We start from the raw sequence: 23,790 nt of genomic DNA on the forward strand, positions 1-23,790 counted from the left end.
CGGCCGCACCGTGTCGCGCGGCGCCAGGCCAACGCCAACCCAGAAGCCAGAAAGAGCCCAACGCAGAAACCCAAGGCAAAAGCAATCCCCCGAACCAGGCCAAACCCCCCGACCTACACTGCCCAAAGAACACCCCCACGGAGACACCCCATGAACGCGCCTGCCGCAGCCGCCGTCATCAAGCAGCACCTGATCGACCCGGAAATCTGCATCCGCTGCAACACCTGCGAATCCATCTGCCCGGTGCAGGCCATCACGCACGACTCGCGCAACTATGTGGTCGATGCCGAGAAGTGCAACTGGTGCAACGACTGCATCTCGCCGTGCCCCACCGGCTCCATCGACAACTACCGCACCATGCCGCGCATCAAGGCCTATTCGCTGGCCGAGCAGCTCACCTGGGACACGCTGCCCGTCGAGCTGTCGGCGGCCGAACGCGCCGCACTGGTGGGTGATGAAGCGGCCGATGTGGTCAGCGCCGAGACCGAAGCCGAGGCCGAGACCGAAGCCACCGCAGAAACCACGGCCGACCCGACCGGCCAGGAAGCCTTCAAGTCCGCCGCCTTTGGTGCCACCATTCCCCCCTGGAGCGCCGCCCACGCCTACACCAACCTCTACGGCCCCAAGGCCGCGCACAAGAGCGTCACCGCCACCGTCACCGGCAACGTGCGCGTGACCGAAGTCGGCAAACAGGCCGGCCACGACTACGACACCCACCACATCGTGCTGGACTTCGGCAGCATGCCCTTCCCCGTGCTCGAAGGCCAGAGCATCGGCATCGTCCCGCCCGGCACCGACGCCAAAGGCAAACCGCACCACGCCCGCCAGTACTCCATCGCCAGCCCGCGCAACGGCGAACGCCCGGGCTACAACAACCTCTCGCTGACCATCAAGCGCGTGCTCGAAGACCACAGCGGTCAGCCCGTGCGTGGGGTCGCCAGCAACTTCATGTGCGACCTGCAGGTGGGCGACACGGTCGAAGTCATCGGCCCCTTCGGCACCAGCTTCCTGATGCCCAACCACCCCAAATCGAACATCGTGATGATCTGCACCGGCACCGGTTCGGCGCCGATGCGGGCCATGACCGAGTGGCGCCGCCGCCTGCGGCAGTCGGGCAAGTTCGAAGGCGGCAAGCTCATGTTGTTCTTTGGTGCCCGCACGCAGGCAGAACTGCCGTACTTCGGCCCGCTGCAGAACCTGCCCAAGGACTTCATCGACACCCACTTCGCTTTCAGCCGAACGGCGGGCCAGCCCAAGCGCTATGTGCAGGACGCGATGCGCGAACGCGCGGCCGACCTGGCCGTGCTGCTGCAGGACCCGAACACCTACTTCTATGTGTGCGGCCTCAAAAGCATGGAAGAGGGCGTGGTGCTGGCGCTGCGCGACGTGGCCACCCAGGCCGGGTTGAGCTGGGAGCAGATCGGCGCGGCGCTCAAGCGCGAAGGGCGCCTGCATCTGGAAACCTACTGAATGATGGACATGAGCATTTTTGATACCTTGGTCGTCTCGCGGCGCATCCCTGGCGTGGCCCAGGTCACCATGTCGCGCCCGGCGGTGTTCAACGCCTTCGACGAAACCATGATCGGTGAACTCGACGCCGCGTTCACCGGGCTGGAGGCCGACCCTACCGTGCGCGTGATCGTGCTGGCGGGCGACGGCAAACATTTCAGCGCGGGGGCCGACCTGCAGTGGATGCAGCGCGCCAGCGCCGCGAGCCACGAATGGAACCTGGCGGACGCGCGCCGCTTCGCCGGCATGCTGGCGCGCATCGAAGCCTGCGCCAAACCCACGGTGGCGCGGGTGCAGGGCGCGGCGCTCGGTGGGGGCGTCGGACTGACCTGCGCGTGTGACGTCGCAGTGGCCGCCGACAACGCCAGTTTCTCCGTCAGCGAAGCCCGGTTCGGCATCCTGCCGGCCGTGATCGGCCCCTATGTGACCAACGCGGTGGGCAAGCGCCAGGCGAAGTGGTTGGCCCTCACCACCACGCGCATCGATGCCGCGAAAGCGCTGGCCATCGGCCTGGTGCAGCAGGTGGTGCGCCTGGAAGCGTTGGACGCCGCGGTGGATGCGACCGTCCAGGAGCTGCTTGCTGGCGGCCCCAACGCGCAAACCGAGATCAAGCAGCTGTTCGCCCAGTTGCACGTCGGGCCGATCACGCCCGAGGCGCGAGAGCTGACCGCGCAGACCATCAGCCGCGTGCGCGGCACCGACGAGGCGCGCGAGGGCTTCGCCGCCTTCCTTGCCAAACGACCCGCCCCCTGGATTCCGAGCGCAACATGACCTCTCTCAACAACGCGCCGGTGCTGGTCGTCGGCGCCGGCATCATGGGTGCGGGCATCGCGCAAGTGGCGGCCCAGGCGGGCCACCCGGTGTTCCTTTTCGACATGCGCGAGGGTGCCGCGGCGCAGGCCAAGACGAAACTCGCGGCGACGCTGGATGGCCTGGTGGCCAGGGGCAAGATCACCGCCGAGGCTGCGGCGGCCACGCTGGCGCGCATCGAGCCGATCCCTTCGCTGGACGCGGCCGCGGGCGCCGCGCTGGTGGTCGAGGCTATCGTCGAAAACCTCGATGCCAAGCGCAGCCTGTTCCGGCAGCTGGAGTCGGTGGTCGGTGAGACCGCCATCCTGGCGTCCAACACCTCGTCGATTTCCGTCACCGCCATCGCCAACGGCCTGCAACGGCCCGAGCGATTCGTGGGCATGCACTTCTTCAACCCCGTGCCGCAGATGAAGCTGGTGGAGGTGGTGTCCGGGCTGCAGACCGATGCGGCGGTGGCCCGGGTCATCGAAGCCCTGAGCGTGGCCTGGGGCAAGGTGCCGGTGCACGCCCGGAGCACGCCGGGTTTCATCGTCAACCGCATCGCGCGGCCGTATTACGCCGAGACCCTGGCCCTGCTGCAGGAGCAGGCGGCCACGCCGCAGCGCCTGGACGCCTGCCTGAAGGCGGCGGGTTTTCGCATGGGGCCTTGTGAGCTGATGGACCTGATCGGCCACGACACCAACTTCGCGGTCACGAACTCGGTCTTCGAGGCCAACTTTGGCGACAAGCGCTACGTGCCGTCGCTGGTCCAGCGCGAGCTGGTGGACGGTGGCCTGCTGGGCCGCAAGAGCGGGCGCGGCTTCTACACCTACCCCGAGGGCGCACCCGCGCTGCCCGCGACGGCGCACGAGGCACCGATGGCGGCGGGCCCCGTCACCGTGCACGGCGACGGCGAGATCGCCGACCGACTGGAACAGCTCGTCATCCAGGGCGGGCTGTCCTGCGACGCCGCACCCTCACGTGAGCGGCACAGTGCCTGGGTGGGCCTGGACATCGGCGACGCCCGGCTCGTGCTCACGGACGGTCGCACCGCGGGTGAGATCGCGGCGCGTGAAGGGGTGGCCGACGTGGCGGTGTTTGACCGCCCGCTGCTGTGGCCGACGGTGTCCGGCGGCGCGCTCGCGTATGCGGTGGCGCCCCAGGCCGGCGCCGCCTGGCGTGAGCAGGCTCCAGCCTGGCTCGCCGCGCTCGGCTTTGCGCCCGTGCCCCTGGCCGACGCGCCCGGGCTGGTGGTGGCGCGCACGATCGCGATGCTGATCAACGAGGCCGCAGACGCCGTGCTGCAAGGCGTGTGCACCCCCGAAGGCGCCGACGCCGCGATGAAACTCGGCGTCAACTACCCGGCCGGGCCGTTCGAGTGGCTGGCGCGCTGGAGCGTCGCGGGCGCCACGCAGGTGCTGGAGGCGCTGGACGCGCACTACCGCGGCGAACGCTACCGCATCAGCCCCTGGCTCAGGCGGCAGCGGGCATGACCTGCATCGCACCGACACATTCCTTCAACCCGATTGCGTGAGACACCCATGACCCAGGCCTTCATCTGCGACGCCATCCGCACCCCCTTCGGCCGCTACGGCGGCGCGCTCAGCAGCGTGCGCACCGACGACCTCGGCGCCATCCCGTTGCGTGCCCTGATGGCGCGCAACCCGAACGTCGACTGGGGCGCCATCACCGACGTGCTCTTCGGCTGCGCCAACCAGGCCGGTGAAGACAACCGCAACGTCGCCCACATGAGCAGCCTGCTCGCCGGCCTGCCGCTGGAGGTGCCGGGCGCCACCATCAACCGCCTGTGCGGCTCCGGCCTGGACGCCGTGGGCACGGCCGCACGCGCCATCAAGGCCGGTGAAGCCGGCCTGATGATCGCCGGCGGCGTGGAAAGCATGAGCCGCGCACCCTTCGTCATGCCCAAGGCAGAGAGCGCTTTCAGCCGCAACAACGCCGTCTACGACACCACCATCGGCTGGCGCTTCGTCAACAAGCTGATGAAGGCCCAGTACGGCGTGGACTCCATGCCCGAAACGGCAGAAAACGTCGCCACCGACTACGGCATCGAGCGCGAGGCGCAGGACCGCATGGCCCTGGCCAGCCAGATGAAAGCCGTCGCCGCGATCAAAGCCGGTCATCTGGCGCGCGAGATCTGCGCCGTGAGCATTCCGCAGAAAAAGGGCGACGCCATCGTCGTGGACACCGATGAACACCCGCGCGAAACCAGCCTCGAAACACTCGCCAAGCTCAGGGGCGTGGTGCGGCCCGACGGCACGGTGACGGCGGGTAACGCCAGCGGCGTGAACGACGGCGCCTGCGCGCTGCTGCTGGCCGATGAAGCCACCGCCGCCAAGAACGGACTCACGCCCAAGGCCCGCATCGTCGGCATGGCCACGGCCGGCGTGGCCCCGCGCATCATGGGCATCGGCCCGGCGCCAGCGACGCAGAAGGTGCTCGCGCTCACCGGCCTGACGCTGGAGCAGCTGGACGTGATCGAACTCAACGAAGCCTTTGCCGCCCAAGGCCTGGCGGTGCTGCGCACCCTGGGTCTGCAGGACGACGATGAACGGGTCAACGCCTGGGGCGGCGCCATCGCGCTGGGTCATCCGCTGGGCGCCAGTGGCGCCCGCCTGGCCACCACGGCGGTCAACCGCCTGCACGCCACGGGCGGGCGCTACGCGCTGTGCACCATGTGCATCGGGGTGGGGCAGGGCATCGCTCTGATCATCGAGCGCGTCTGAACCCGCGACCGCGACGCTGAGAGGGGTTGGGGAGCGGTCGGATCAACAAGCCGGGAGCCGCCCAACGCCGGTTGGGAAGTGATCGGATCCGGGGAGACGTCACAACGCCAAAGGCGGTCACCAGGCAGCGGGCCACTGCGGCCAACGGTTCGAGGCACAGGCCATTTCAAGGGTGATTCCAACCATTTCAGCGTGAAGGGAGCTGCGCCCTCTACAGTAGTGCCCCTATGCCACGCACCGACGACGACCTGTCCCCCATCGCGCCGCTTCGCCAGCCGGTCTTCCGCATGTTGTGGATCACCTGGCTCATGGCCAACGTGTGCATGTGGATGAGCGATGTGGCGGCCGCCTGGATGATGACCTCGCTCACCACGACACCGATCTGGGTCGCGCTGGTGCAGACAGCGTCCACGCTGCCGGTGTTCCTGCTGGGCCTGCCCAGCGGCGCGCTGGCCGACGGCCTGAACCGCAAGCGTTTCTTCCTCTTCACCCAGCTGTGGGTGGCGGTGGTGGCGTCGATCCTGAGCGCCTTCATCTTCCTGGGCGCGATGACCCCGGCCCTGCTGCTGGCACTGACGTTTTTCAATGGCATCGGCATGGCGATGCGCTGGCCGGTGTTCTCGGCCATCGTGCCCACGATCGTGCCCCGGAACCAGTTGCCGGCGGCGCTGGCGCTCAACGGCGTGTCGATGAACGCCTCGCGCATCATCGGCCCGCTGGTGGCCGGCGCGCTGATCGCCAGTGCCGGCAGCGCCTGGGTGTTCCTGCTCAACGCGGTGTTGTCCGTGGTGGCCGCGGTCATCATCAGCCGCTGGAAGCACGAGCACAAGCCGCACCCGCTGGGGCGCGAGCGCCTGGGCACCGCGATGCGCGTGGGCCTGCAGTACGTGGCCCAGTCCTACCACCTGAAGGGCGTGCTGCTGCGCATCTCGATCTTTTTCTTCCATTCGACCGCGCTGCTGGCGCTGCTGGCCCTGCTGGCACGCGGCATGCAGGGCGGCGGTGCCGGCACCTTCACGCTGTTACTGGCGGCCATGGGCGCGGGCGCCATCGCGTCTGCGGCGTTCCTGCCCGCCTTGCGCCGCCGTTATCCGCGTAACGGTCTCGTCCTGCGTGGCACGGCCTTGCAGGCGGGTGCCATGGCGACCATGGCCTTGACCGACCAGGTCTGGGTGGCGGTGCCGGCGATATTCCTGGGCGGCGCGGCCTGGATCACCTCCGCCAACACGCTCAGCGTCTCGATCCAGATGGGCCTGCCCGACTGGGTGCGTGCGCGCGGCATGTCCATGTACCAGATGGCGATCATGGGCGCCAGCGCCCTGGGGGCCGCGATCTGGGGCCAGGTGGCCACCTGGACCAGCGTACCGGTGAGCCTGGGCATCGCTTCCGTGACTGGGCTGCTCTCCATGTTTCTGGCGAACCGCCTGATGCCGGACTCCGGGCTGGAGGACGACCTCACGCCCAAGCGCATTTTTCCGGCGCCACAGATCACAGAACCGCCGCCCCGGGGCCATGTGATGGTGATGGTCGAGTACCGCATCGATCCGGCACGCGCGGCCGACTTCCGCGACCTGATGCTGGGCGAGGGGCGCCGCAGCCGCCTGCGCCACGGGGCCCTGTCATGGGAGCTGCTGCACGACATCCACGACCCCAGCCGTTTTGTCGAAGTCATCATCGACGAGTCCTGGACCGATCACCTGCGGCGCTTCGACCGCGTCACCGCCGCCGACGTGGCGCTGCGTGACCGCAAGCTGGCCTTTCACCTCGGTGAGGAGCCACCGCGCGTCACCCGCAGCCTGATGGAGACGACGACGGGGTCTTCCTGACGACCGAGGGTGCCAACCCGCTTGCGAGGAAAACCTGGGATGGCAGGAACCGCGACGGGACGCCCAGAAAAAAAGCCCCGTTTCTCCAGGGGAAACGGGGCTTTCAGGGTGTCCTGCAAGACGTCCCGGGACGTCCTGGAACGCATTTTTGGCGGTGCGCCCGTTCACATCATGGGCGGGAAGGCGGATGAAACCTCCGTTTTCTGTGATCCGAACTTCAAGGTGCCACCCAAAACACCACCAGGCCCTGGCAAGGCGAGCGCTGTTGCAGCAAGCACTGTTCTCGCCGCCTGCTGCAATTGCCATGCATTTGTCCAGAACTGAAGCGGAACGGCAACTCACACGCCAGCGCGGCAAAGCAGGCATCGAGTTCCGGCACCCCCACGCCAATGGCCCGGCGGAAGGTGTTCAAGGCTCAAATCGCAGGCGTGCTGCGAAACGTGAGGCAGAAGGTGGTCTTCCCTTCGGCCGATGTGACTGAAACGGAACCGCCGTGGGCCGCCATGATGGCTTGGGTGATGGACAGGCCGAGACCTGTGCCATCGGATTCCGGATGGCTGCGCGATTTGTCCACGCGGAAGAAACGATCGAACAACCGTGGCAAGACCTCGGGCGCGATGGTCGATCCCCTGTTGGAGATGCAAAGGGTGGCTTCGCCAGTCCTCTCTTCGATGGCCACCTCGACTTCGGCATCAGCAGGCGAGTGCCTGAGTGCATTCGACAGCAGGTTGCCGATGGCTCGCCGGACCATCAAACGGTCCCCCATGACCTGGGCTTCTCCCGCGATCTTCAAGTGGATGCGCTTTTCATCGGCCACGGCATCGTAGAAATCGAACAGGTCCAGCGCTTCCTGATCCAGCGAGATCGCTTCCGGGTAGGGGAGTTCGAGCCCGTGCTCCGTCTTGGCCAGGAACAGCATGTCGGACACCATGCGCGCCAGTCGCTGGAACTCTTCCGCGTTGGAGGCCAGGATGTCCCGGTAGGCTTCGGCATCCCGTTTCTGCGCCAGCGACACCTGGGTCTGGGTCAGCAGGTTGTTGATGGGGGTTCTCAGCTCATGGGCCAGATCGCTGGAAAATTCCTGCAGACGTGCAAAGTCCGCCTGCAGGCGCGCGAGCATGGTGTTGAGGCTTTCGGCAAGATCGGCAAACTCCACCGGCACGGCTTCGACGGGCATGCGCTGGTCCAGCTTTTGCGCGGTGACCGTCATGGCACGCTCTTTCATGATGCGCAGTGGCGCCAGGCCGCGGCGCGCGGCCCACCAACCCAGCAGGCCGCTGACCAGGATGGCCCCCAGCGAGTAGAGCGCCAGCGTCTGGCTCAGGGACCGCATGAAATGCAGGTGGTGCCCGGTGTCCAGGGCGATCAGCAGTTGCATGGGCGCGCCGTCCGCGCCCGCCGCGTTCGACGCAGCCGAGGGCGGTTCGATGCGCGCGCTCAGGCCGCGCAGGGTTTGATCACCCTGGGTCCAGTCGGTGGGGGTGGCACCTTCCGGGGCCAGGCCCGAGGGGAACACCATGTCTTCGGTGCCATGCACCGCACCGTCGCCCTGGCGCAGCTCGATGAAGAGCCCGTGGTGGCTGCCCAGCAGCTCATCGAGCCGGCGGGACAGCAGTTCCGGCGACTCGGATTCGCTGACGATCTTCTGGACCAGCCCGATCTTGTCCTGCAGGTAATCCCGGTCCAGTTCGACAAAGTGGCGGCTTGTCGCAAACGCCACCAGAACCGCCAGCCCCACCAGCACAGTGGCCGACACCAGCGCGTAGAAGGCGGTCAGGCGCGCGGTCAGTGGCAGTCGCCCGAGCATCAGTTCGAAGCCTCCGGCTCTTCCAGCACATAGCCCATGCCGCGCACGGTCTGGATCAGACGGGGTTCAAAGGGGTCGTCCACCTTGCCCCGGAGGCGGCGCATGGCCACCTCGATCACATTGGTGTCGCTGTCGAAGTTCACGTCCCACACCTGCGAAGCGATCAAGGAGCGCGGCAGGACTTCGCCATGGCGGCGCATCAGCAGTTCCAGCAAGCCGAACTCCTTGGCCGTCAGGTCGATGCGTTTGCCCGCCCGGGTCACGCGCCGGCGCAACAGATCCAGCTCCAGGTCGGCCACCTGCAGCGTGGTGGCTTCCAGTCCCGAGCGACCGCGCCGCATGATGGTGCGCACCCTGGCCAGCAGTTCGGCAAACGAAAACGGTTTGACCAGGTAGTCGTCGGCCCCCAGCTCCAGACCCTTGACGCGATCTTCCACCTGATCGCGGGCGGTGAGAAACAGCACCGGCATCTCCCGCCCCTGGCTGCGCAGGCTGCTCAAGACCTGCCACCCGTCCATGCCGGGCAGCATGACGTCCAGGATCAACAGGTCGTGGTCGCCTTCGAGCCCATGGTGGAGACCGTCAACACCATTGGTGACGAGATCCACCACATAGCCGGCCTCCCGCAAGCCTTGCTTCAAATAGTCACCCGCCTTGGGCTCGTCCTCAACAATCAGAATCTTCACGGTCGTGCTCCTGACCGCTAGTTTGCCCGCGCGGGCGGCCGCTCGGAGAAAAATGACAGTTTTGTAATCAAACCGACAGGGAGTTGACGGACGACCACCCGCAGAATCCGCCCCTTTTGATCCATATCAAAAAGGAGCGATTGCAGTGAAATCTTCGTTTAGTCACCGGGCCACGAGCCAACTGCTGGTGGCGGGCATCTTGGCCCTGCCGCTTGCGCTCTCCGCTCAGACGGCCCGTTCTTCTCAAGAATCCGACTGGCGTCGGGCCAATGACGCGGTGGGTGCGCTCAAACGTGGCCATGTCGACGTGCTCAAGTGGGAGCAGGCCCATCCGGGTGAATCCGCCACGATGGCAGGCAGCACCACAGATGTTGCCATCCCGACGGCCGAGGCGGCGGTTCGCATGGCCTGGACGGTGCATCGCGAACTCGCCCGTCCTTTGTCGAAACTGGGTCCGAAGAACGAGCAATTGATCGCTGAGGGCCGCTTGACAGCGCTCGACCCCAGCCTGCAACGTCGCATCGAGGATGCCGACGAGGTGCTGGAGGTGGCGGCAGCAGGGCGCAAAGCCTGGCTGGAGGCCGTGGCGGCTCAGCAGGTCTTGAAGCACCAGCGCGACATGCTGGAAGCTGCCCAGGCCGCCCATGAGCTGGGACAGCGCATGGTGACGGTGGGCAACTGGAGCAAGTTGCAGCTGTCGCCTGTTCAACTGGCCGCATCAAACGCCCGGATGAACCTCCGGCGTGCGCAGCAAGCCGCCGCCCAGGCACAAAGCAATCTGGTCAAAACCATGGGGCAAACGGGCCTGCAGGAGGCTTTTTCGCTCCCGGACCAACTTCCAGCCATCCCGGCGCAGCCCATGGCCGAGGCCGATCTGCAGAAGCGCGCCGATGCGATTCGCAACCAGTTGCCTGCCGCAGAAAGCCTCCGCAACCGGGCGCTGTTCAAAGGGGCCATGAACGCTTACATGGCAGCCCATGCGCTGGCGCTCGACAGCCAGGGGGACGTCCTGAAAATCCGTGAGTTCGTCACCGAAGAAACGGTCCTTCACTACAACGGCATGCTCAAGAGTGTCTGGGACCTTCTCGACGAAGTTCGCAACCAGTCACAAGCCACGGTGGAGGCCATTGGTGCGCAACGCGACTTCTGGATCGCCGAGGCCGATCTGCAGTGGGTCTTGCAAGGTGGCGCACCCGACAGCTTTGTCTCGTTGGGTGGAGCAGGTGGAGACGCCCCTGCTGCGGCTGCACATTGAAAGGACACAACACATGACAAACACCAACTCCAGACGACAGTTTTTCGCAGGCGCGGCCGCTTCCGTGGCGGGCCTGGCCGTGGCCCGCTCCGCCCTGGCCGGTTTGCCAGAGCCCGTCATCCAGACGTCGGTCGAAACCGCTCCACCCTTGATCCCGACAACCGGCCGACCCTACAACCCGGTGGTGACCCTCAACGGCTGGACCTTGCCCTGGCGCATGAACAACGGTGTGAAGGAATTCCACCTGGTGGCCGAACCCGTGGTGCGTGAGGTGTCACCGGGCTTCATGGTCAACATGTGGGGCTACAACGGCCAGAGCCCGGGACCCACGATCGAGGTGGTCGAAGGCGACCGCGTGCGCATCTTCGTGACCAACAAGCTGCCCGAGCACACCACGGTGCACTGGCACGGCCAGCGCCTGCCCAGCGGCATGGACGGCGTGGGCGGACTCACCCAGCGGGCCATCCCCGTGGGCAAGACCTACGTCTACGAATTCGAGGCCCGTCGACCAGGCACCTTCATGTACCACCCGCACGCCGACGAGATGGTGCAGATGGCCATGGGCATGATGGGCATGTGGGTGACGCACCCCAAGGCCCAACACCCGCACATCAGCGCCGTGGACCGTGACTTCTGCTTCCTGCTCAATGCGTTTGACGTGGAGCCCGGCAGCAAGACGCCCAAGATCAACACCATGACGGACTTCAACATCTGGTGCTGGAACAGCCGGGTGTTTCCGGCCATCGACAGCCTGAACGTGCGCCTGAACGATCGCGTGCGCATCCGCATCGGCAACCTCACCATGACCAACCACCCCATCCACCTGCATGGGCACGAGTTCCTGGTCACCGGCACCGATGGCGGGCCGACGCCACCGTCCACCCGCTGGTACGAAGTCACCACCGACGTGGCCGTGGGCCAGATGCGCCAGATCGAGCTGATCGCCGACGAAGAGGGCGACTGGGCCATGCACTGCCACAAGAGCCACCACACCATGAACGCCATGGGGCACGACGTGCCGACCATGATCGGCGTGGACCACCGAGGCCTGGTCAAGAAGATCCAGAAGGTCGCACCCGACTACATGCTGATGGGCGAGCGCGGCATGGCCGACATGGGCGAGATGCAGATGGCCATTCCCGACAACACGGCCCCCATGATGACCGGCACCGGGCAGTTCGGCCCGCTGGAAATGGGCGGCATGTTCACGGTCTTCAAGGTCCGCAAGGACCAGAAACCGGGTGATTACAAGGACCCGGGTCCTTACAAATTCCCGGAAGGTACCGTCGCTTACGAATGGAATGGCGCGCTCCCTCCGGCGCCACGCCCCGCAGCCAACAGCGACACGACGCCGGCGACCGCCAAGGCGATCAAGCCCACCGCCAAAGGCATGTCGCACTGAACTGCACCACACTGTCTTCCTCAACCACTTTCCCACCCGCACCCGAAGGAACCTCCATGTCATTTGCCCGCTCCGTCCCATCCCTGCGCTCCGCTCTGGTCTTCTCTGGCGCTCTTTTGGTCACCACGGCCGCCCTGGCCGCCGGCAACCACGCCGGCGGACACCACGAATCCCCGATCGGGAAGCCCGGTGTCGCCACGAAGGTCACTCGCACGATCCAGGTCGACATGAACAGCGGCATGCGGTTCCAGCCCTCGGACATCCGGGTCAAGCAAGGCGAAACGATCCGTTTCGTGCTGAAGAACACCGACAGCGTCAAACACGAGTTCAGCCTGGGGACGCCACAAGAGCTGCTGGAGCACTACGAGGTGATGAAGAAATTTCCCGACATGGAACACGATGAACCCAACAAGATTTCACTCGCGCCCGGCAAACAAGGCGAGGTGATCTGGCATTTCACCAAAGCTGGCGCCGTTGATTTCGCGTGTCTGCACGTGGGGCATTTCGACGCGGGCATGAAGGGGCAGGTCAAGGTGGCGGCCAAGTAACCCGATTTCCATCAAGCAACGTTTCAACCCAACCGCTCAAGGAACCACGATGAAGATGCAACTTTTTTTGAACGCAACCGTTTTGGCTGTCACGGCTTTTGTCGGCAGCCCAGCTTTCGCCCAGATGAACATGGACCACGGGAAAATGGAAATGGCGGAAATGGCGGAAATGCCCGGCATGACCGATGGTGAAGTCCGCAAGATCAACAAGGAAGCCAGCAAGATCACCATCAAGCATGGTGACATCAAGCACATGGACATGCCCGGGATGACCATGGTCTTTGTGGTCAAGGACAAGGCCCTGCTGGACAAGACCACCGTCGGTGCCAAGATCCAGTTCATGGCCGCGAACGAAAATGGTCAGATGATGGTGACCGACATCCAGCCCGCGAAGTGATCCTGCGATCCCGGTCCTACCGTGTTGTTGCGGCCGGCCTTGCACTGGCAGGGGTGGCCGCAGCTTTTTTCTGGTGGCGCTTCGCCGATCCGTTCGGGTCGAACCCTGCGGGCGTGTTTCGCCTGGATGACGCTGCGTTGCTGCAGCGGGGGGCGCAGATCTATCAGGCGCAGTGCGCCAGTTGCCACGGTGCAAACCTGGAGGGGCAGGCGAACTGGCGGGAGCGGGGTGCCGACGGGCGCTTGCCAGCGCCACCCCATGACGAAACCGGTCACACCTGGCACCACCCTGACGATGTGTTGATTCGCCTCACCAAAGAGGGCGTGGCCAAGGCTGCAGGCTTGGCGGACTACGCCTCCAACATGCCGGCCTTTGGCGACACGCTCAGTGATGCCGACATCGTGGCCGTGCTGTCCTGGATCAAGTCCCGTTGGCCGTCCGACACCCAGGCCCACCACAACGGGATCAACCGCCAGGCGAGCCAGACCTCGTCGCGCTGATCCTGACATTCTTGTCATCTTCGGGTCATTCTGCCGACCCCAGCCGATGCCTACAGTGACCGCGTGGCCATCCCGCCAGCGTTCAGTCATGAAAAGAAATCGACATGTCCAAACGTATTCAGACCCTTCTGGCGGTGGCCGTCACCGGTGTGGCGTTTTCCGCTGCGGCGCAGCAGGGGGTCGAGCACACCCAGCACCACCCGGCTGCCGCCCCAACGCCGGCCGAGTGCCACGCCCTGATGGCCGATCACCCGCAGGCCATGCACGAGGGCATGGACAGGGTGATGCAGCGCATGCCCATCGCAGCGCCCAACTGAGCCAGGAAGTGGCGCCATGTTCTTTGATCACGGGTACGACATGGGTGGCATGCACACCTTCTGGTGGATTTTTTGGTTGATTCTGGTGATCATCGTCGTCTACACGTTCTGGTCTCCGCAGCAGCGCTCCCGGCGGTCGGAACGTCGGTCGCCGCACGAACTGCTGCAGCGGCGACTGGCCAGGGGCGAAATCACCCCCGAAGCCTACGAGCAGGCGAAAGCACTGCAGGATCGGAACGCCGGCAAGCACTGAGGGCAACCGAAGACAGCGGTGGACGCCATGAAGGCGCCACGGCCCATCACCCACAAAGGCAAGGCCACTGACCATGGATCACTCCCACCACCACCCCGTGCATTCGCCGACCAATGCATCCGCGCCGACCGCGGCCCCTGTGGACGTCCCGACCCGGGCGCCAGGCACCGTCTACACCTGCCCCATGCACCCCGAGGTGCGCCAGGACCACCCCGGCAACTGCCCCAAGTGCGGCATGACGCTGGAGCCCTTGCTGCCCGAGCTGGAGGAACAGGAGAACCCCGAACTCCAGGACTTCCAGCGGCGCTTCTGGTGGACGCTGCCACTCACCATCGCCGTCACCGTGCTGGCCATGGCCGGTCACCAGCTCGGCTGGTTCGACATGGCGGTGCAGAGCTGGATCGAACTCGTGCTCTCGGTGCCGATCGTGTTGTGGGCGGGCTGGCCCTTCTTTGTGCGTGGCGCGCAGTCGATCGTGAACCGCAGTCCCAACATGTGGACCCTGATCGGTCTGGGCACCGGTGCGGCCTTTGTGTACAGCGTGGTGGCCACGGTGGCCCCGCAGGTCTTCCCCGATTCGTTTCTCTCCATGGGACGCGTGGCGGTCTATTTCGAAGCGGCGGCGGTGATCATTTCGCTCACCCTGCTGGGGCAATTGCTCGAACTCAAGGCCCGTTCGCAGACTTCTGCGGCGATCCGCTCCCTGCTGGGTCTGGCACCCAAGACGGCGCGCCGCATCGGCGCCGACGGCCAGGAAGAAGACGTGCCCCTGGGGCATGTGCACGTGGGTGACCTGCTGCGTGTGCGACCTGGCGAGAAGGTGCCGGTGGACGGCACCGTGGTGGAGGGCAGCAGCGCACTCGACGAGTCCATGCTCACCGGCGAGCCGCTGCCGGTCACGAAACGGGTGGGCGACAAGCTCATCGGCGCCACGCTCAACACCAGCGGCGCGCTGGTGATGCGCTCCGAACACGTGGGATCGGCCACCGTGCTGGCGCAGATCGTGCAGATGGTGGCCATGGCGCAGCGCTCGCGCGCGCCCATGCAGCGCATGGCCGACCAGGTGGCGGGGTATTTCGTGGTCGGCGTGGTGGGCGCCGCCTTGCTCACCTTCCTGGGCTGGGGCCTGTTCGGGCCCGAACCGAGCTGGGTCTACGCGCTGATCAACGCCGTGGCCGTGCTGATCATCGCCTGCCCTTGTGCGCTCGGTCTGGCCACGCCCATGTCCATCATGGTGGCAACCGGGCGCGGCGCCAGCAGCGGCGTGCTGTTCCGAGACGCCGCCGCGATCGAGAATCTGCGCAAGGTCGACACCCTGATCGTGGACAAGACCGGCACGCTGACCGAAGGGCGGCCGACCTTCGAGCGGGCGGTCGGCTTCGGTGGGTTTTCCGAAGACGAGGTGCTGCGCCTGGCGGCCAGCCTCGATCAGGGCAGCGAACACCCGCTGGCCGCCGCCATCGTGGCCGCCGCGAAACAGCAGGGGTTGGTGCTGGACAAGCCCGAACGGTTCGACTCCGGATCCGGCATCGGTGTGCAGGGTGTTGTGGGTTCGCAGTCGCTGGCGCTGGGCAACACGGCGCTGATGGATCAACTCGGAGTGGATGTGTCACCGCTGGCCACCGAAGCCGAAGCGCTGCGAGGGCAGGGGGCCAGTGTCATGCACCTGGCGGTGGACCGGACACTGGCCGGTCTGCTGGCGGTGTCGGACCCGGTCAAGGCCACCACGGCCGATGCCCTGGCCTCGCTGCGCGAGGCCCACATCCGCGTGGTGATGGCCACGGGCGACGGCCTGACCACCGCGCGCGCCGTGGGCCAGCGCCTGGGCATCGACGAGGTGCATGGCGAGGTCAAGCCCGCCGACAAACTCCAGCTGGTCGAACGCCTCCAGGCCGAGGGCCGCGTGGTGGCGATGGCCGGCGACGGCATCAACGACGCACCGGCGCTGGCGCGCGCCGATGTCGGCATCGCCATGGGCACCGGTACCGACGTGGCCATGAACAGCGCCCAGCTCACGCTGGTGAAGGGGGACCTGCGCGGCATCGCCACCGCGCGCGAGCTCTCGGTGGCCACTGTGGCCAACATGAAGCAGAACCTGGCCTTTGCATTCATGTACAACGCGCTGGGTATTCCCCTGGCCGCGGGTCTTCTGTACCCGTTCACCGGCTGGCTGCTCTCGCCGATGATTGCCGCGCTGGCCATGAGCCTGAGTTCGGTTTCGGTCATTGGCAATGCGCTGCGCCTTCGGGCGGTCCCCATTCATCGCGGAGCACCACACCCGGGTCATTGAGCATGGACATCCTTGCGCATGGTCTGTGGGTGGGCGTTGGCGCGGCCTGGATGCACCGGCACCGGCGCCTGGACCGCCGAACCGCGGTGCTGGCGGTGGGTCTGGCCGTGGTGCCCGACCTTGCGCAGTTGTTGCCTCTCGTTTATCTGGCCCTGTTCTCGCCCGACGGCTGGACGGTGCTGCTGGCCTACGCCAACGCCCTTCCGGGGTACGAGCCCCCGCCGTCTCCGGTTTACACGGCACTCACCCACAACCTGCATTGTGTGATGCACAGTGCCCTGTCGGCCGGTGTGGTCACCGCCATCAGCTGGGTCTGGTTGGGCCGGTTCTGGATACCCTTGCTGGGCTGGTGGTCGCACATCGTGATCGACGTGTTCACGCATTCCGCCGAGTTCTATCCCTCCCCCGTTTTTTATCCGGTGACGTCTTGGGGATTTGACGGACTGGCCTGGAACACACCGTGGTTCATGGTCGCCAACTACCTGGCGATGTTGATCGTTGCGCTGCATGTCTGGCGCCATCGCAGAGCACCATGACCACGCTCCAGCTCAGCTCCACACTGACCTGCCCCCATTGCGGGCACCGCAAGACCGAAACCATGCCCACCGACGCGTGCGTTTGGTTTTACGAATGCGAACAGTGCCACGCCGTGCTCAAACCCCAAACCGGCGACTGCTGCGTGTTTTGCTCCTACGGTTCGGTGCCTTGTCCTCCGCGGCAGGCCGGCAGCGCCAGCCATTGCGACCGCCGTTGATCGAGATCAAACGCAACACGCGCTCCGTGTCCTGTTCGCCCGCCTAGAATCCGTCCCATGCGTTTTTTCATCGCGCTCCTGCTGTGCCTCGCCATCCCGCTTCAGGGCTGGGCTGCGGGCGCCGTTGTGCAAGCGCCTTGCCCCATGGGCGAGGCGATGGCGATGCAAGCCGCTGACACCAGCGAAGCGATGGCCGACCTCGGCGACTGCTGCAACGACGCAGCGACCGCGGCGCTCACCGGCAAGCTCTGCAAGACCGACCAGGACTGCCAGGCGCCCACCGGCTGGTTCGCTCCGCGCTCACAGCCCGTGGCTCAGGCCTTGCCGGCGAGCGTCCTGCTCGTGACCGCCACACCCACACCGCCCCGCGGCGCTCCCGCCAGCGTCTGGCGCCCCCCCACGCTCTGACTCCGTTGATCCGGACCGCGCACCGCAGCTGAGGCTGGCGTGCGGTCCGTGACGCGGCTGCCCGCCAGTGGCGCGCGCAGCCCATGTTCATCTTCATGGAGCAGAGATATGCAAGCCTTTCAAACGGGCATGAGCAAGCCCGCAAGGCCGGTGGTTCGCGCCCTGGCGCGCAACCACATCGTCAACACCACCGCCCTGCTGATGGCCCTGTGGCTGGGCATCGCATTGCCCGCCCGGGCATCGGACCACGGACCGCTGGATCTTTCAATGGCCGTTGAAGCTGCGTTGGCACGCTCACAGGCCCTGAGTGCGCAGGACGCCGCGGCCCGCTCGGCGCGGGAAGCCGCCGTGGCAGCGGGTCAGCGACCCGACCCGGTGCTGCGGGTCTCGCTCAACAGCCTGCCCATCGAAGGCGACAACCGCTTCAGCACATCGGCCGAGCCCATGACCAGCAAGGCCGTTTCGCTGATGCAGGCGTTCCCCGCCGAGGGCAAGCGCCAGGCCCGCTCGCAACGCTTCGAGCGCGAAGCCGAGGTGGCCCTGGCCACGCGGGCACAGCGCGCCGCCAGCCTGCGGCGCGACACCGCCATCGCGTGGTTTGAAAGGCACGCCCAGGAGCAACGGGTCGCCTTGCTGCGTGCACAGCTGAACGAGAACCGGCTGCAGCTCCAGGCGGCCGAAGCCGCCACCCGCGGCGGTCTGCCCGCTGGCACCAGCAGCCCGTCGGTGGACTGGTTGAATGCGCGCGACGCAGTCGCCCAGACACAGCAAGCCTTGCTGGGCGCCGAGGCCGGCCTGGTCAACGCGCGCCAGGCGCTGGCCCGCTGGACCGGCATGGCGCCCGATCGGCCCCTGGGCGATGCGCCCGCGCTGACGCCCTTGGCGCTGTCGACCACAGGCTTCGCGCCCCATCTGCAGCAACACCCGGACCTGGTGCTGGCGAGCGCGCGCCTGGCCACCGCCGAGGCCGACGCCGAATGGGCGCGACAGGATCGCCAACCCGACTGGAGTGCCGAGCTGATGTTCAGCCACCGGCGCCCACGCTACGACAACATGGTTTCGCTGGCGATGTCGGTGCCGCTGCAATGGGACCGGGCGCAGCGCCAGGACCGTGTGCTGGCTGCGCGCCTGGCGCGTGCGGACGAGTTGCAGGCCGAGCGCGAGGAGCGCGCGCGCGAGGCGCTCGCCGAGACCGAGCGCTGGCTGGCTGCCTGGCGGGCCGGGCTGGAACAGCTGGCACTGATCGACCGCGAGCGGCTGCCCTGGGCACGTCAGCGCGTGGACCTGGCACAGGCCACCTACCGCGGCGGCAACGCCCGGCTGGGCGACGTGCTCGCCGCCCGGCGCACGGCCCTGGCCCTGGAGATGGAGCGCGTCGATCTGCACCTTTCGACCGCGCGCCTGTGGGCCCGGCTGGCGTACCTCCTGCCCGACGACGCTCCCCGGTCGGCTGAGGCCATCGATGCGGCCTTGAACCCAACAGAAACGGACTGACCCCATGAAAAAGAACACGTTGATCGGGCTGACGGCCCTGGCCCTGGCCACCCTGACCGCCGTCGGTTATGGCGCCTGGACCGTCGGCATGAACGCCGGCATGGCCATGACCACGCCACAAGGTGCGCCCACCGCACCCGATGGGGCGGCCACCGCATCCACGCAGGACCCCAGCGCCTGGACCATCACGCAAGGTTTCGAAGCCACCGAGCGCCACCTGCGCGATGGCCTGAAAGCCGGGGATGTGGACCCGGTGACCGGGCTGAAGATCCTGAATTACCACGACCCCATGGTGCCGGGCAAGCACTTCGACGCACCCGGCAAGTCGCCGTTCATGGACATGCTGCTGGTGCCCCGCTACGCCGGTGGCAACGAAGTCGATACCAGCGGCGTCACCGTGAGTGCCCGAACGCAGCAAAACCTCGGGCTGCGCACGGTGGAAGTGACGGAAGGCCGGCTGGACAGCGCGGTGTCGGTGGCCGGCAACGTGGCCTGGAACGAACGCGACCAGGTGCTGGTCAGCGCACGATCGCTGGGCTTCGTCGAACGCCTGCATGTGCGCGCCACGCAGGACCGCGTGGCGCTGGGTGCACCGCTGGCCGACATCTACGTGCCCAGCTGGGTGGCGGCGCAGGAAGAGTACCTGGCGGTGGCCCGCATGGCCGAGCAGGACCCGCAGTTGGCCACCCTGCGCGACGCGGCTGAGCAGCGCATGCGCCAGGCGGGCATGAGCCCTGCCCAGATTCAGCGCGTGGTGCGCAGTGGCAGCCTGCAGCCCCGCTTCACGCTCACCGCGCCCCTCGGCGGCGTGGTCACGGAACTGATGGTGAGCGAAGGCGCGACCGTGATGCCGGGCATGGCCTTGCTGCGGCTGCAAGGCACGGCCACCGTGTGGACCGAAGGCCAGGTGCCCGAGAGCCAGGCCGCCCAGCTCCAGCCCGGTATCGAGGTCAGCGCCACCAGCCCGGCCGCCCCGGGCCAGACCTTCACCGGCCGCCTGCAGGCGCTGCTGCCCTCGGTCGACCCGGCCACGCGCACGATCAAGGCGCGGCTGGAACTCGCCAACCCCCAGGGCCGGCTGGTGCCGGGCATGTTTGTGCAGATGCGCTTCGCCAACCCCGGCGCCAGGAACGTGCTGCTGCTGCCCAGTGACGCGGTGATCCACACCGGGCAGCGCAGCGTGGTGATGCTGGCCGAGGGCGAGGGCCGTTTCTCCCCGGTCGAGGTGCGCACCGGGCGCGAAGCGGGCGACCAGACCGAGATCCTGCAAGGGCTGCAGGTGGGGCAAAAGGTGGTGCGTTCGGGCCAGTTCCTGATCGACTCCGAGGCCAGCCTCAACGGCTTGCTGGCACGGCTGAGCCCCACGCCAGAGGCTGCTGCAGAAAAGCCGGCGGCCAGCCCGCCCACGACCCACCAGACGGATGCCCTGGTCGAAGCGGTGGACGGCGACACCGTGACCCTGCAGCATCCGGCCATACCGGCGCTCAAATGGCCGGCCATGGCCATGGATTTCCAGCTGCCACCGGCCGACCAGCGACCCAAAGGCCTGTCTGCGGGCAGCGCGGTGCGCATCGAATTTGAAATGCGCGACGGCGACCTGCCGCAGATCACGCGCATCGAATCCGCGGCCACCGGAGCGAAACGATGATCGCGCGCCTGATCCACTGGAGCATCGCCAACCGCTTTCTGGTCCTGATGGCCTCGGTGATGATCACCGCCTGGGGCGTGGTGTCGATGCTGCGCACGCCGCTGGACGCGCTGCCCGACCTGTCGGACACGCAGGTCATCATCCGCACCAGCTGGCCCGGGCAGGCGCCGCAGCTGGTGGAAAACCAGGTCACCTACCCGCTGACCACCACCATGCTCTCGGTGCCCGGCGCCAAGGCCGTGCGCGGGTTCTCCATGTTCGGCGACAGCTTTGTCTATGTGCTGTTCGACGACGGTGTGGACCTGTACTGGGCGCGCTCGCGGGTGCTCGAATACCTGAACCAGGTGCAGTCCCGGCTGCCGGCCACGGCGAAGTCATCGCTCGGCCCCGACGCCACCGGTGTGGGCTGGATCTACCAGTACGCGTTGATCGACCGCACCGGGCGGCAGGACCTGGCCCAGCTGCGCTCGCTGCAGGACTGGTTCCTGCGCTTCGAGCTCAAGACCGTGCCGGACGTGGCCGAGGTCGCCAGCATCGGGGGCATGGTGCGCCAGCACCAGATCGTGCTCGACCCCGACCAGCTCGCGGCCTATGGCATCACGCAAAAGATGGTGAGCGAGGCCGTGGCGCGTGGCAACCAGGAGGCCGGTGGTTCGGTGCTGGAGCTCGGCGAGGCCGAATACGCGGTGCGCGCCAACGGCTACCTGAAGACCCTGGACGACTTCCGTGCCCTGCCGCTGAAGACCACCGACGCCGGTGTGTCGGTGCGGCTGGGCGACGTGGCACGCGTTCAGATCGGGCCCGAGATGCGGCGCGGCATCGGTGAGCTCAACGGCGAGGGCGAAGCGGTCGGCGGGGTGGTGGTCATGCGCTCGGGCAAAAACGCCTTGCAGACCATTGAAGCGGTCAAGGCGCGGCTGGCGGAGCTGCAGCGTGGCTTGCCCGAGGGGGTGGAGATCGTGCCGGTGTACGACCGCTCTGGGTTGATCCAGCGCGCGGCCAGCAACCTGGGGATCAAGTTGCTGGAGGAGTTTGGCGTGGTCGCCCTGGTGTGCGCGCTGTTCCTGTTTCACCTGCGCAGCGCCCTGGTGGCCATCGTCTCGCTGCCGCTGGGCATTCTGGCGGCCTTCATCGTGATGAACCAGCAGGGCGTGAACGCCAACATCATGTCGCTCGGCGGCATCGCCATCGCCATTGGCGCCATGGTTGATGCCGCGGTGGTGATGATCGAAAACGCCCACAAGCACCTGGAGCGCTGGGGGCACGAGCACCCGGGCGAGACGCTCGCGGGTGAGCCGCGCTGGCGCGTCATCGGCAACGCGGCGGCGGAGGTCGGCCCGGCCCTGTTCTTCTCGCTGCTGATCATCACCCTGAGCTTCATCCCGGTGTTCACGCTGCAGGCGCAGGAGGGGCGGCTGTTCGCGCCACTGGCCTACACCAAGACCTACGCCATGGCGGCGGCCGCGGGTCTGGCGGTCACCCTGATCCCGGTGCTGATGGGCTTCCTGGTGCGCGGGCGCATTCCCGAGGAGACCGCCAACCCGCTCAACCGCGGCCTGATCACGCTGTACCGACCGGTGCTCGACGCCGTTCTCAGGGGGCCGAAGCGCACGCTGCTGGTGGCCGCCTTGCTGCTGGGTGCGAGCCTCTGGCCGCTGAAGCACATCGGCGCCGAATTCATGCCGCCGATGGACGAGGGTGACCTGCTTTACATGCCCACCGCGCTGCCCGGCCTCTCGGCCGCCAAGGCCAGCGAATTGCTGCAGCAGACCGACCGCCTGATCAAGACCGTGCCCGAGGTGCACAGTGTGTACGGCAAGGCTGGCCGCGCCGACAGCGCCACCGACCCGGCGCCGCTGGAGATGTTCGAGACCACCATCCAGTTCAAGCCGCGCGAGCAATGGCGCGCGGGCATGACGCCAGAGAAACTGGTGGACGAGCTGGATCGCACCGTGCGCGTGCCCGGTCTGGCCAACATCTGGGTGCCACCGATCCGCAACCGCATCGACATGCTCGCCACCGGCATCAAGAGCCCGGTGGGTGTGAAGGTGGCCGGCGCCGACCTGGCGACCATCAACCGCCTCACGCAGCAGATTGAAACGGTGGTCAAGGGCGTTCCCGGTGTCACCAGCGCGCTGGCCGAGCGCCTGAGCGGGGGGCGCTACATCGACGTCGACATCCGCCGCGACGAGGCGGCGCGCTACGGTCTGAACATCGCCGACGTTCAGGACGTGGTCTCCGGCGCGGTGGGTGGCATGAACATCGGCGAGACCGTGGAAGGGCTGCAGCGGTATCCGATCAACCTGCGTTACCCGCGCGATGCGCGCGACTCGCTCACCGCCCTGCGCGAGCTGCCCATCGTCACCCCGCGCGGCCAGCGCCTGGTGCTCGCCGACGTGGCCCGTCTGCGCATCGCCGACGGCCCACCCATGCTGCGCAGCGAAAACGCGCGCCTGGCCGGTTTCGTCTACGTGGACATCCGCGACCGCGACCTGCGGGGTGCCGTGCTGGACATGCAGCAGGCGGTGGCCCAGCAGGTGACATTGCCGGCTGGCTATTCGGTGTCGTGGTCGGGCCAGTTCGAGTTCCTGGAGCGGGCCAGCGCGCAGCTCAAGCTGGTGGTGCCTTTCACGCTGCTGGTGATCTTCCTGCTGCTGTACCTGACCTTTCGCCGCCTCGACGAAGCCCTGCTCATCATGGCCACGCTGCCCTTCGCCCTCATCGGCGGCATCTGGCTGCTCTGGGCGCTGGGGCACAACCTGTCGGTGGCCAGCGTGGTCGGCTTCATCGCGCTGGCTGGCGTGGCGGCCGAGTTCGGCGTGATCATGCTGCTGTACCTGAAGCAGGCCTGGGCCGCGCGGCTGGAGCAGGGGCTGGACACCGATGTCGACCTGCTCGACGCGATCCGCGAAGGCGCGGTCTTGCGGGTTCGCCCCAAGGCGATGACGGTCGCGGTGATCGTGGCCGGTCTGCTGCCCCTGTTCTGGGGCGCGGGCGCGGGCAGCGAGGTGATGCAGCGCATTGCCGCGCCGATGGTGGGCGGCATGCTGAGCGCACCACTGCTGTCCATGCTGGTGGTGCCGGTGATCTATCGGCTGATGCGCAAGCCCAGGGGGGCGGTGGCCGCGAAGACGGATCGACCCATCGACTGAAGCCCCCTTGC

21 protein-coding genes are annotated in these 23,790 nt (G+C 67.0%); 19 read left to right on the plus strand and 2 right to left on the minus strand.

All coding sequences use genetic code 11. The features are described 5' to 3' along the window. Window positions 1-150 precede the first annotated feature (150 nt). The 5 genes from boxA (at window position 151) to ACN5W5_RS16960 (ending at window position 6,868) form a co-directional block, all read left to right on the plus strand. On the plus strand, window positions 151-1,470 hold the full coding sequence (boxA, locus tag ACN5W5_RS16940; RefSeq protein ID WP_420046582.1) for a benzoyl-CoA 2,3-epoxidase subunit BoxA: 1,320 nt from the start codon (window positions 151-153) through the stop codon (window positions 1,468-1,470). A 9-nt stretch (window positions 1,471-1,479) separates the two neighbouring features. Next, on the plus strand, window positions 1,480-2,280 hold the full coding sequence (locus ACN5W5_RS16945; protein ID WP_420049666.1) for an enoyl-CoA hydratase-related protein: 801 nt from the start codon (window positions 1,480-1,482) through the stop codon (window positions 2,278-2,280). Beyond that, window positions 2,277-3,791, plus strand: a complete 1,515-nt coding sequence (locus tag ACN5W5_RS16950) for a 3-hydroxyacyl-CoA dehydrogenase (protein WP_420049667.1) — start codon at window positions 2,277-2,279, stop codon at window positions 3,789-3,791. Before ACN5W5_RS16945 ends, ACN5W5_RS16950 begins: the two co-directional genes overlap by 4 nt. 48 nt (window positions 3,792-3,839) lie before the next feature. Continuing rightward, window positions 3,840-5,042 carry a 3-oxoadipyl-CoA thiolase gene (gene pcaF, locus ACN5W5_RS16955; RefSeq protein ID WP_420048526.1) on the plus strand — a complete coding sequence of 401 codons (1,203 nt, stop codon included), beginning with the start codon at window positions 3,840-3,842 and terminating at the stop codon, window positions 5,040-5,042. A gap of 227 nt (window positions 5,043-5,269) precedes the next feature. Next, window positions 5,270-6,868 carry an MFS transporter gene (locus tag ACN5W5_RS16960; RefSeq protein ID WP_420049668.1) on the plus strand — a complete coding sequence of 533 codons (1,599 nt, stop codon included), beginning with the start codon at window positions 5,270-5,272 and terminating at the stop codon, window positions 6,866-6,868. 415 nt (window positions 6,869-7,283) lie between these two features. Here the strand turns inward: ACN5W5_RS16960 and ACN5W5_RS16965 are convergent, their stop codons facing one another. Together ACN5W5_RS16965 and ACN5W5_RS16970 are read right to left on the minus strand one after the other, a co-directional pair. Further along, a complete protein-coding gene (locus ACN5W5_RS16965) occupies window positions 7,284-8,675 on the minus strand; it encodes a heavy metal sensor histidine kinase (protein WP_420049669.1) in 1,392 nt (463 codons plus the stop codon). Then, a complete protein-coding gene (locus tag ACN5W5_RS16970) occupies window positions 8,675-9,361 on the minus strand; it encodes a heavy metal response regulator transcription factor (RefSeq protein WP_420049670.1) in 687 nt (228 codons plus the stop codon). Before ACN5W5_RS16970 ends, ACN5W5_RS16965 begins: the two co-directional genes overlap by 1 nt. A 145-nt stretch (window positions 9,362-9,506) precedes the next feature. Here ACN5W5_RS16970 and ACN5W5_RS16975 point away from each other — a divergent pair, with 145 nt between their 5' ends. The 14 genes from ACN5W5_RS16975 (at window position 9,507) to ACN5W5_RS17040 (ending at window position 23,779) form a co-directional block, all read left to right on the plus strand. Continuing rightward, on the plus strand, window positions 9,507-10,616 hold the full coding sequence (locus ACN5W5_RS16975) for a TolC family protein (RefSeq protein ID WP_420049671.1): 1,110 nt from the start codon (window positions 9,507-9,509) through the stop codon (window positions 10,614-10,616). Between the two features lie 13 nt (window positions 10,617-10,629). Further along, complete coding sequence (locus ACN5W5_RS16980) at window positions 10,630-12,018, plus strand: multicopper oxidase family protein (RefSeq protein ID WP_420049672.1); 1,389 nt, start codon at window positions 10,630-10,632, stop codon at window positions 12,016-12,018. A 56-nt stretch (window positions 12,019-12,074) separates the two neighbouring features. Next, a complete protein-coding gene (locus ACN5W5_RS16985) occupies window positions 12,075-12,566 on the plus strand; it encodes a cupredoxin domain-containing protein (protein ID WP_420049673.1) in 492 nt (163 codons plus the stop codon). A 130-nt stretch (window positions 12,567-12,696) separates the two neighbouring features. Next, on the plus strand, window positions 12,697-12,963 hold the full coding sequence (locus ACN5W5_RS16990; RefSeq protein ID WP_420049674.1) for a copper-binding protein: 267 nt from the start codon (window positions 12,697-12,699) through the stop codon (window positions 12,961-12,963). Between the two features lie 53 nt (window positions 12,964-13,016). Further along, window positions 13,017-13,463 (plus strand): c-type cytochrome, encoded by a 447-nt coding sequence (locus tag ACN5W5_RS16995; protein WP_420049675.1) that lies wholly within the window; start codon window positions 13,017-13,019, stop codon window positions 13,461-13,463. A 104-nt stretch (window positions 13,464-13,567) separates the two neighbouring features. Then, window positions 13,568-13,780 carry a hypothetical protein gene (locus tag ACN5W5_RS17000; protein ID WP_420049676.1) on the plus strand — a complete coding sequence of 71 codons (213 nt, stop codon included), beginning with the start codon at window positions 13,568-13,570 and terminating at the stop codon, window positions 13,778-13,780. Window positions 13,781-13,796: 16 nt separating this feature from the next. Next, window positions 13,797-14,033 carry an SHOCT domain-containing protein gene (locus ACN5W5_RS17005; RefSeq protein ID WP_420049677.1) on the plus strand — a complete coding sequence of 79 codons (237 nt, stop codon included), beginning with the start codon at window positions 13,797-13,799 and terminating at the stop codon, window positions 14,031-14,033. Window positions 14,034-14,106: 73 nt separating this feature from the next. After that, the gene (locus ACN5W5_RS17010; RefSeq protein ID WP_420049678.1) at window positions 14,107-16,323 is read left to right on the plus strand and encodes a copper-transporting P-type ATPase; all 2,217 of its coding nucleotides are present in this window, start codon (window positions 14,107-14,109) and stop codon (window positions 16,321-16,323) included. Between the two features lie 2 nt (window positions 16,324-16,325). Then, window positions 16,326-16,859, plus strand: a complete 534-nt coding sequence (locus ACN5W5_RS17015; protein WP_420049679.1) for a hypothetical protein — start codon at window positions 16,326-16,328, stop codon at window positions 16,857-16,859. After that, window positions 16,856-17,077 (plus strand): GDCCVxC domain-containing (seleno)protein, encoded by a 222-nt coding sequence (locus ACN5W5_RS17020; RefSeq protein WP_420049680.1) that lies wholly within the window; start codon window positions 16,856-16,858, stop codon window positions 17,075-17,077. Before ACN5W5_RS17015 ends, ACN5W5_RS17020 begins: the two co-directional genes overlap by 4 nt. A gap of 57 nt (window positions 17,078-17,134) precedes the next feature. After that, a complete protein-coding gene (locus tag ACN5W5_RS17025) occupies window positions 17,135-17,485 on the plus strand; it encodes a hypothetical protein (RefSeq protein ID WP_420049681.1) in 351 nt (116 codons plus the stop codon). A gap of 108 nt (window positions 17,486-17,593) precedes the next feature. After that, window positions 17,594-18,979: a TolC family protein gene (locus ACN5W5_RS17030; RefSeq protein WP_420049682.1), complete on the plus strand. Its 1,386-nt coding sequence runs from the start codon at window positions 17,594-17,596 to the stop codon at window positions 18,977-18,979. Window positions 18,980-18,983: 4 nt separating this feature from the next. Further along, window positions 18,984-20,627, plus strand: a complete 1,644-nt coding sequence (locus ACN5W5_RS17035) for an efflux RND transporter periplasmic adaptor subunit (protein WP_420049683.1) — start codon at window positions 18,984-18,986, stop codon at window positions 20,625-20,627. Continuing rightward, the gene (locus ACN5W5_RS17040; protein ID WP_420049684.1) at window positions 20,624-23,779 is read left to right on the plus strand and encodes an efflux RND transporter permease subunit; all 3,156 of its coding nucleotides are present in this window, start codon (window positions 20,624-20,626) and stop codon (window positions 23,777-23,779) included. Before ACN5W5_RS17035 ends, ACN5W5_RS17040 begins: the two co-directional genes overlap by 4 nt. The last annotated feature ends 11 nt before the right edge of the window (window positions 23,780-23,790 follow it).

This window comes from Hydrogenophaga sp. ZJX-1 (assembly GCF_048590325.1).
Classification (GTDB): Bacteria; Pseudomonadota; Gammaproteobacteria; order Burkholderiales; family Burkholderiaceae_C; genus Hydrogenophaga.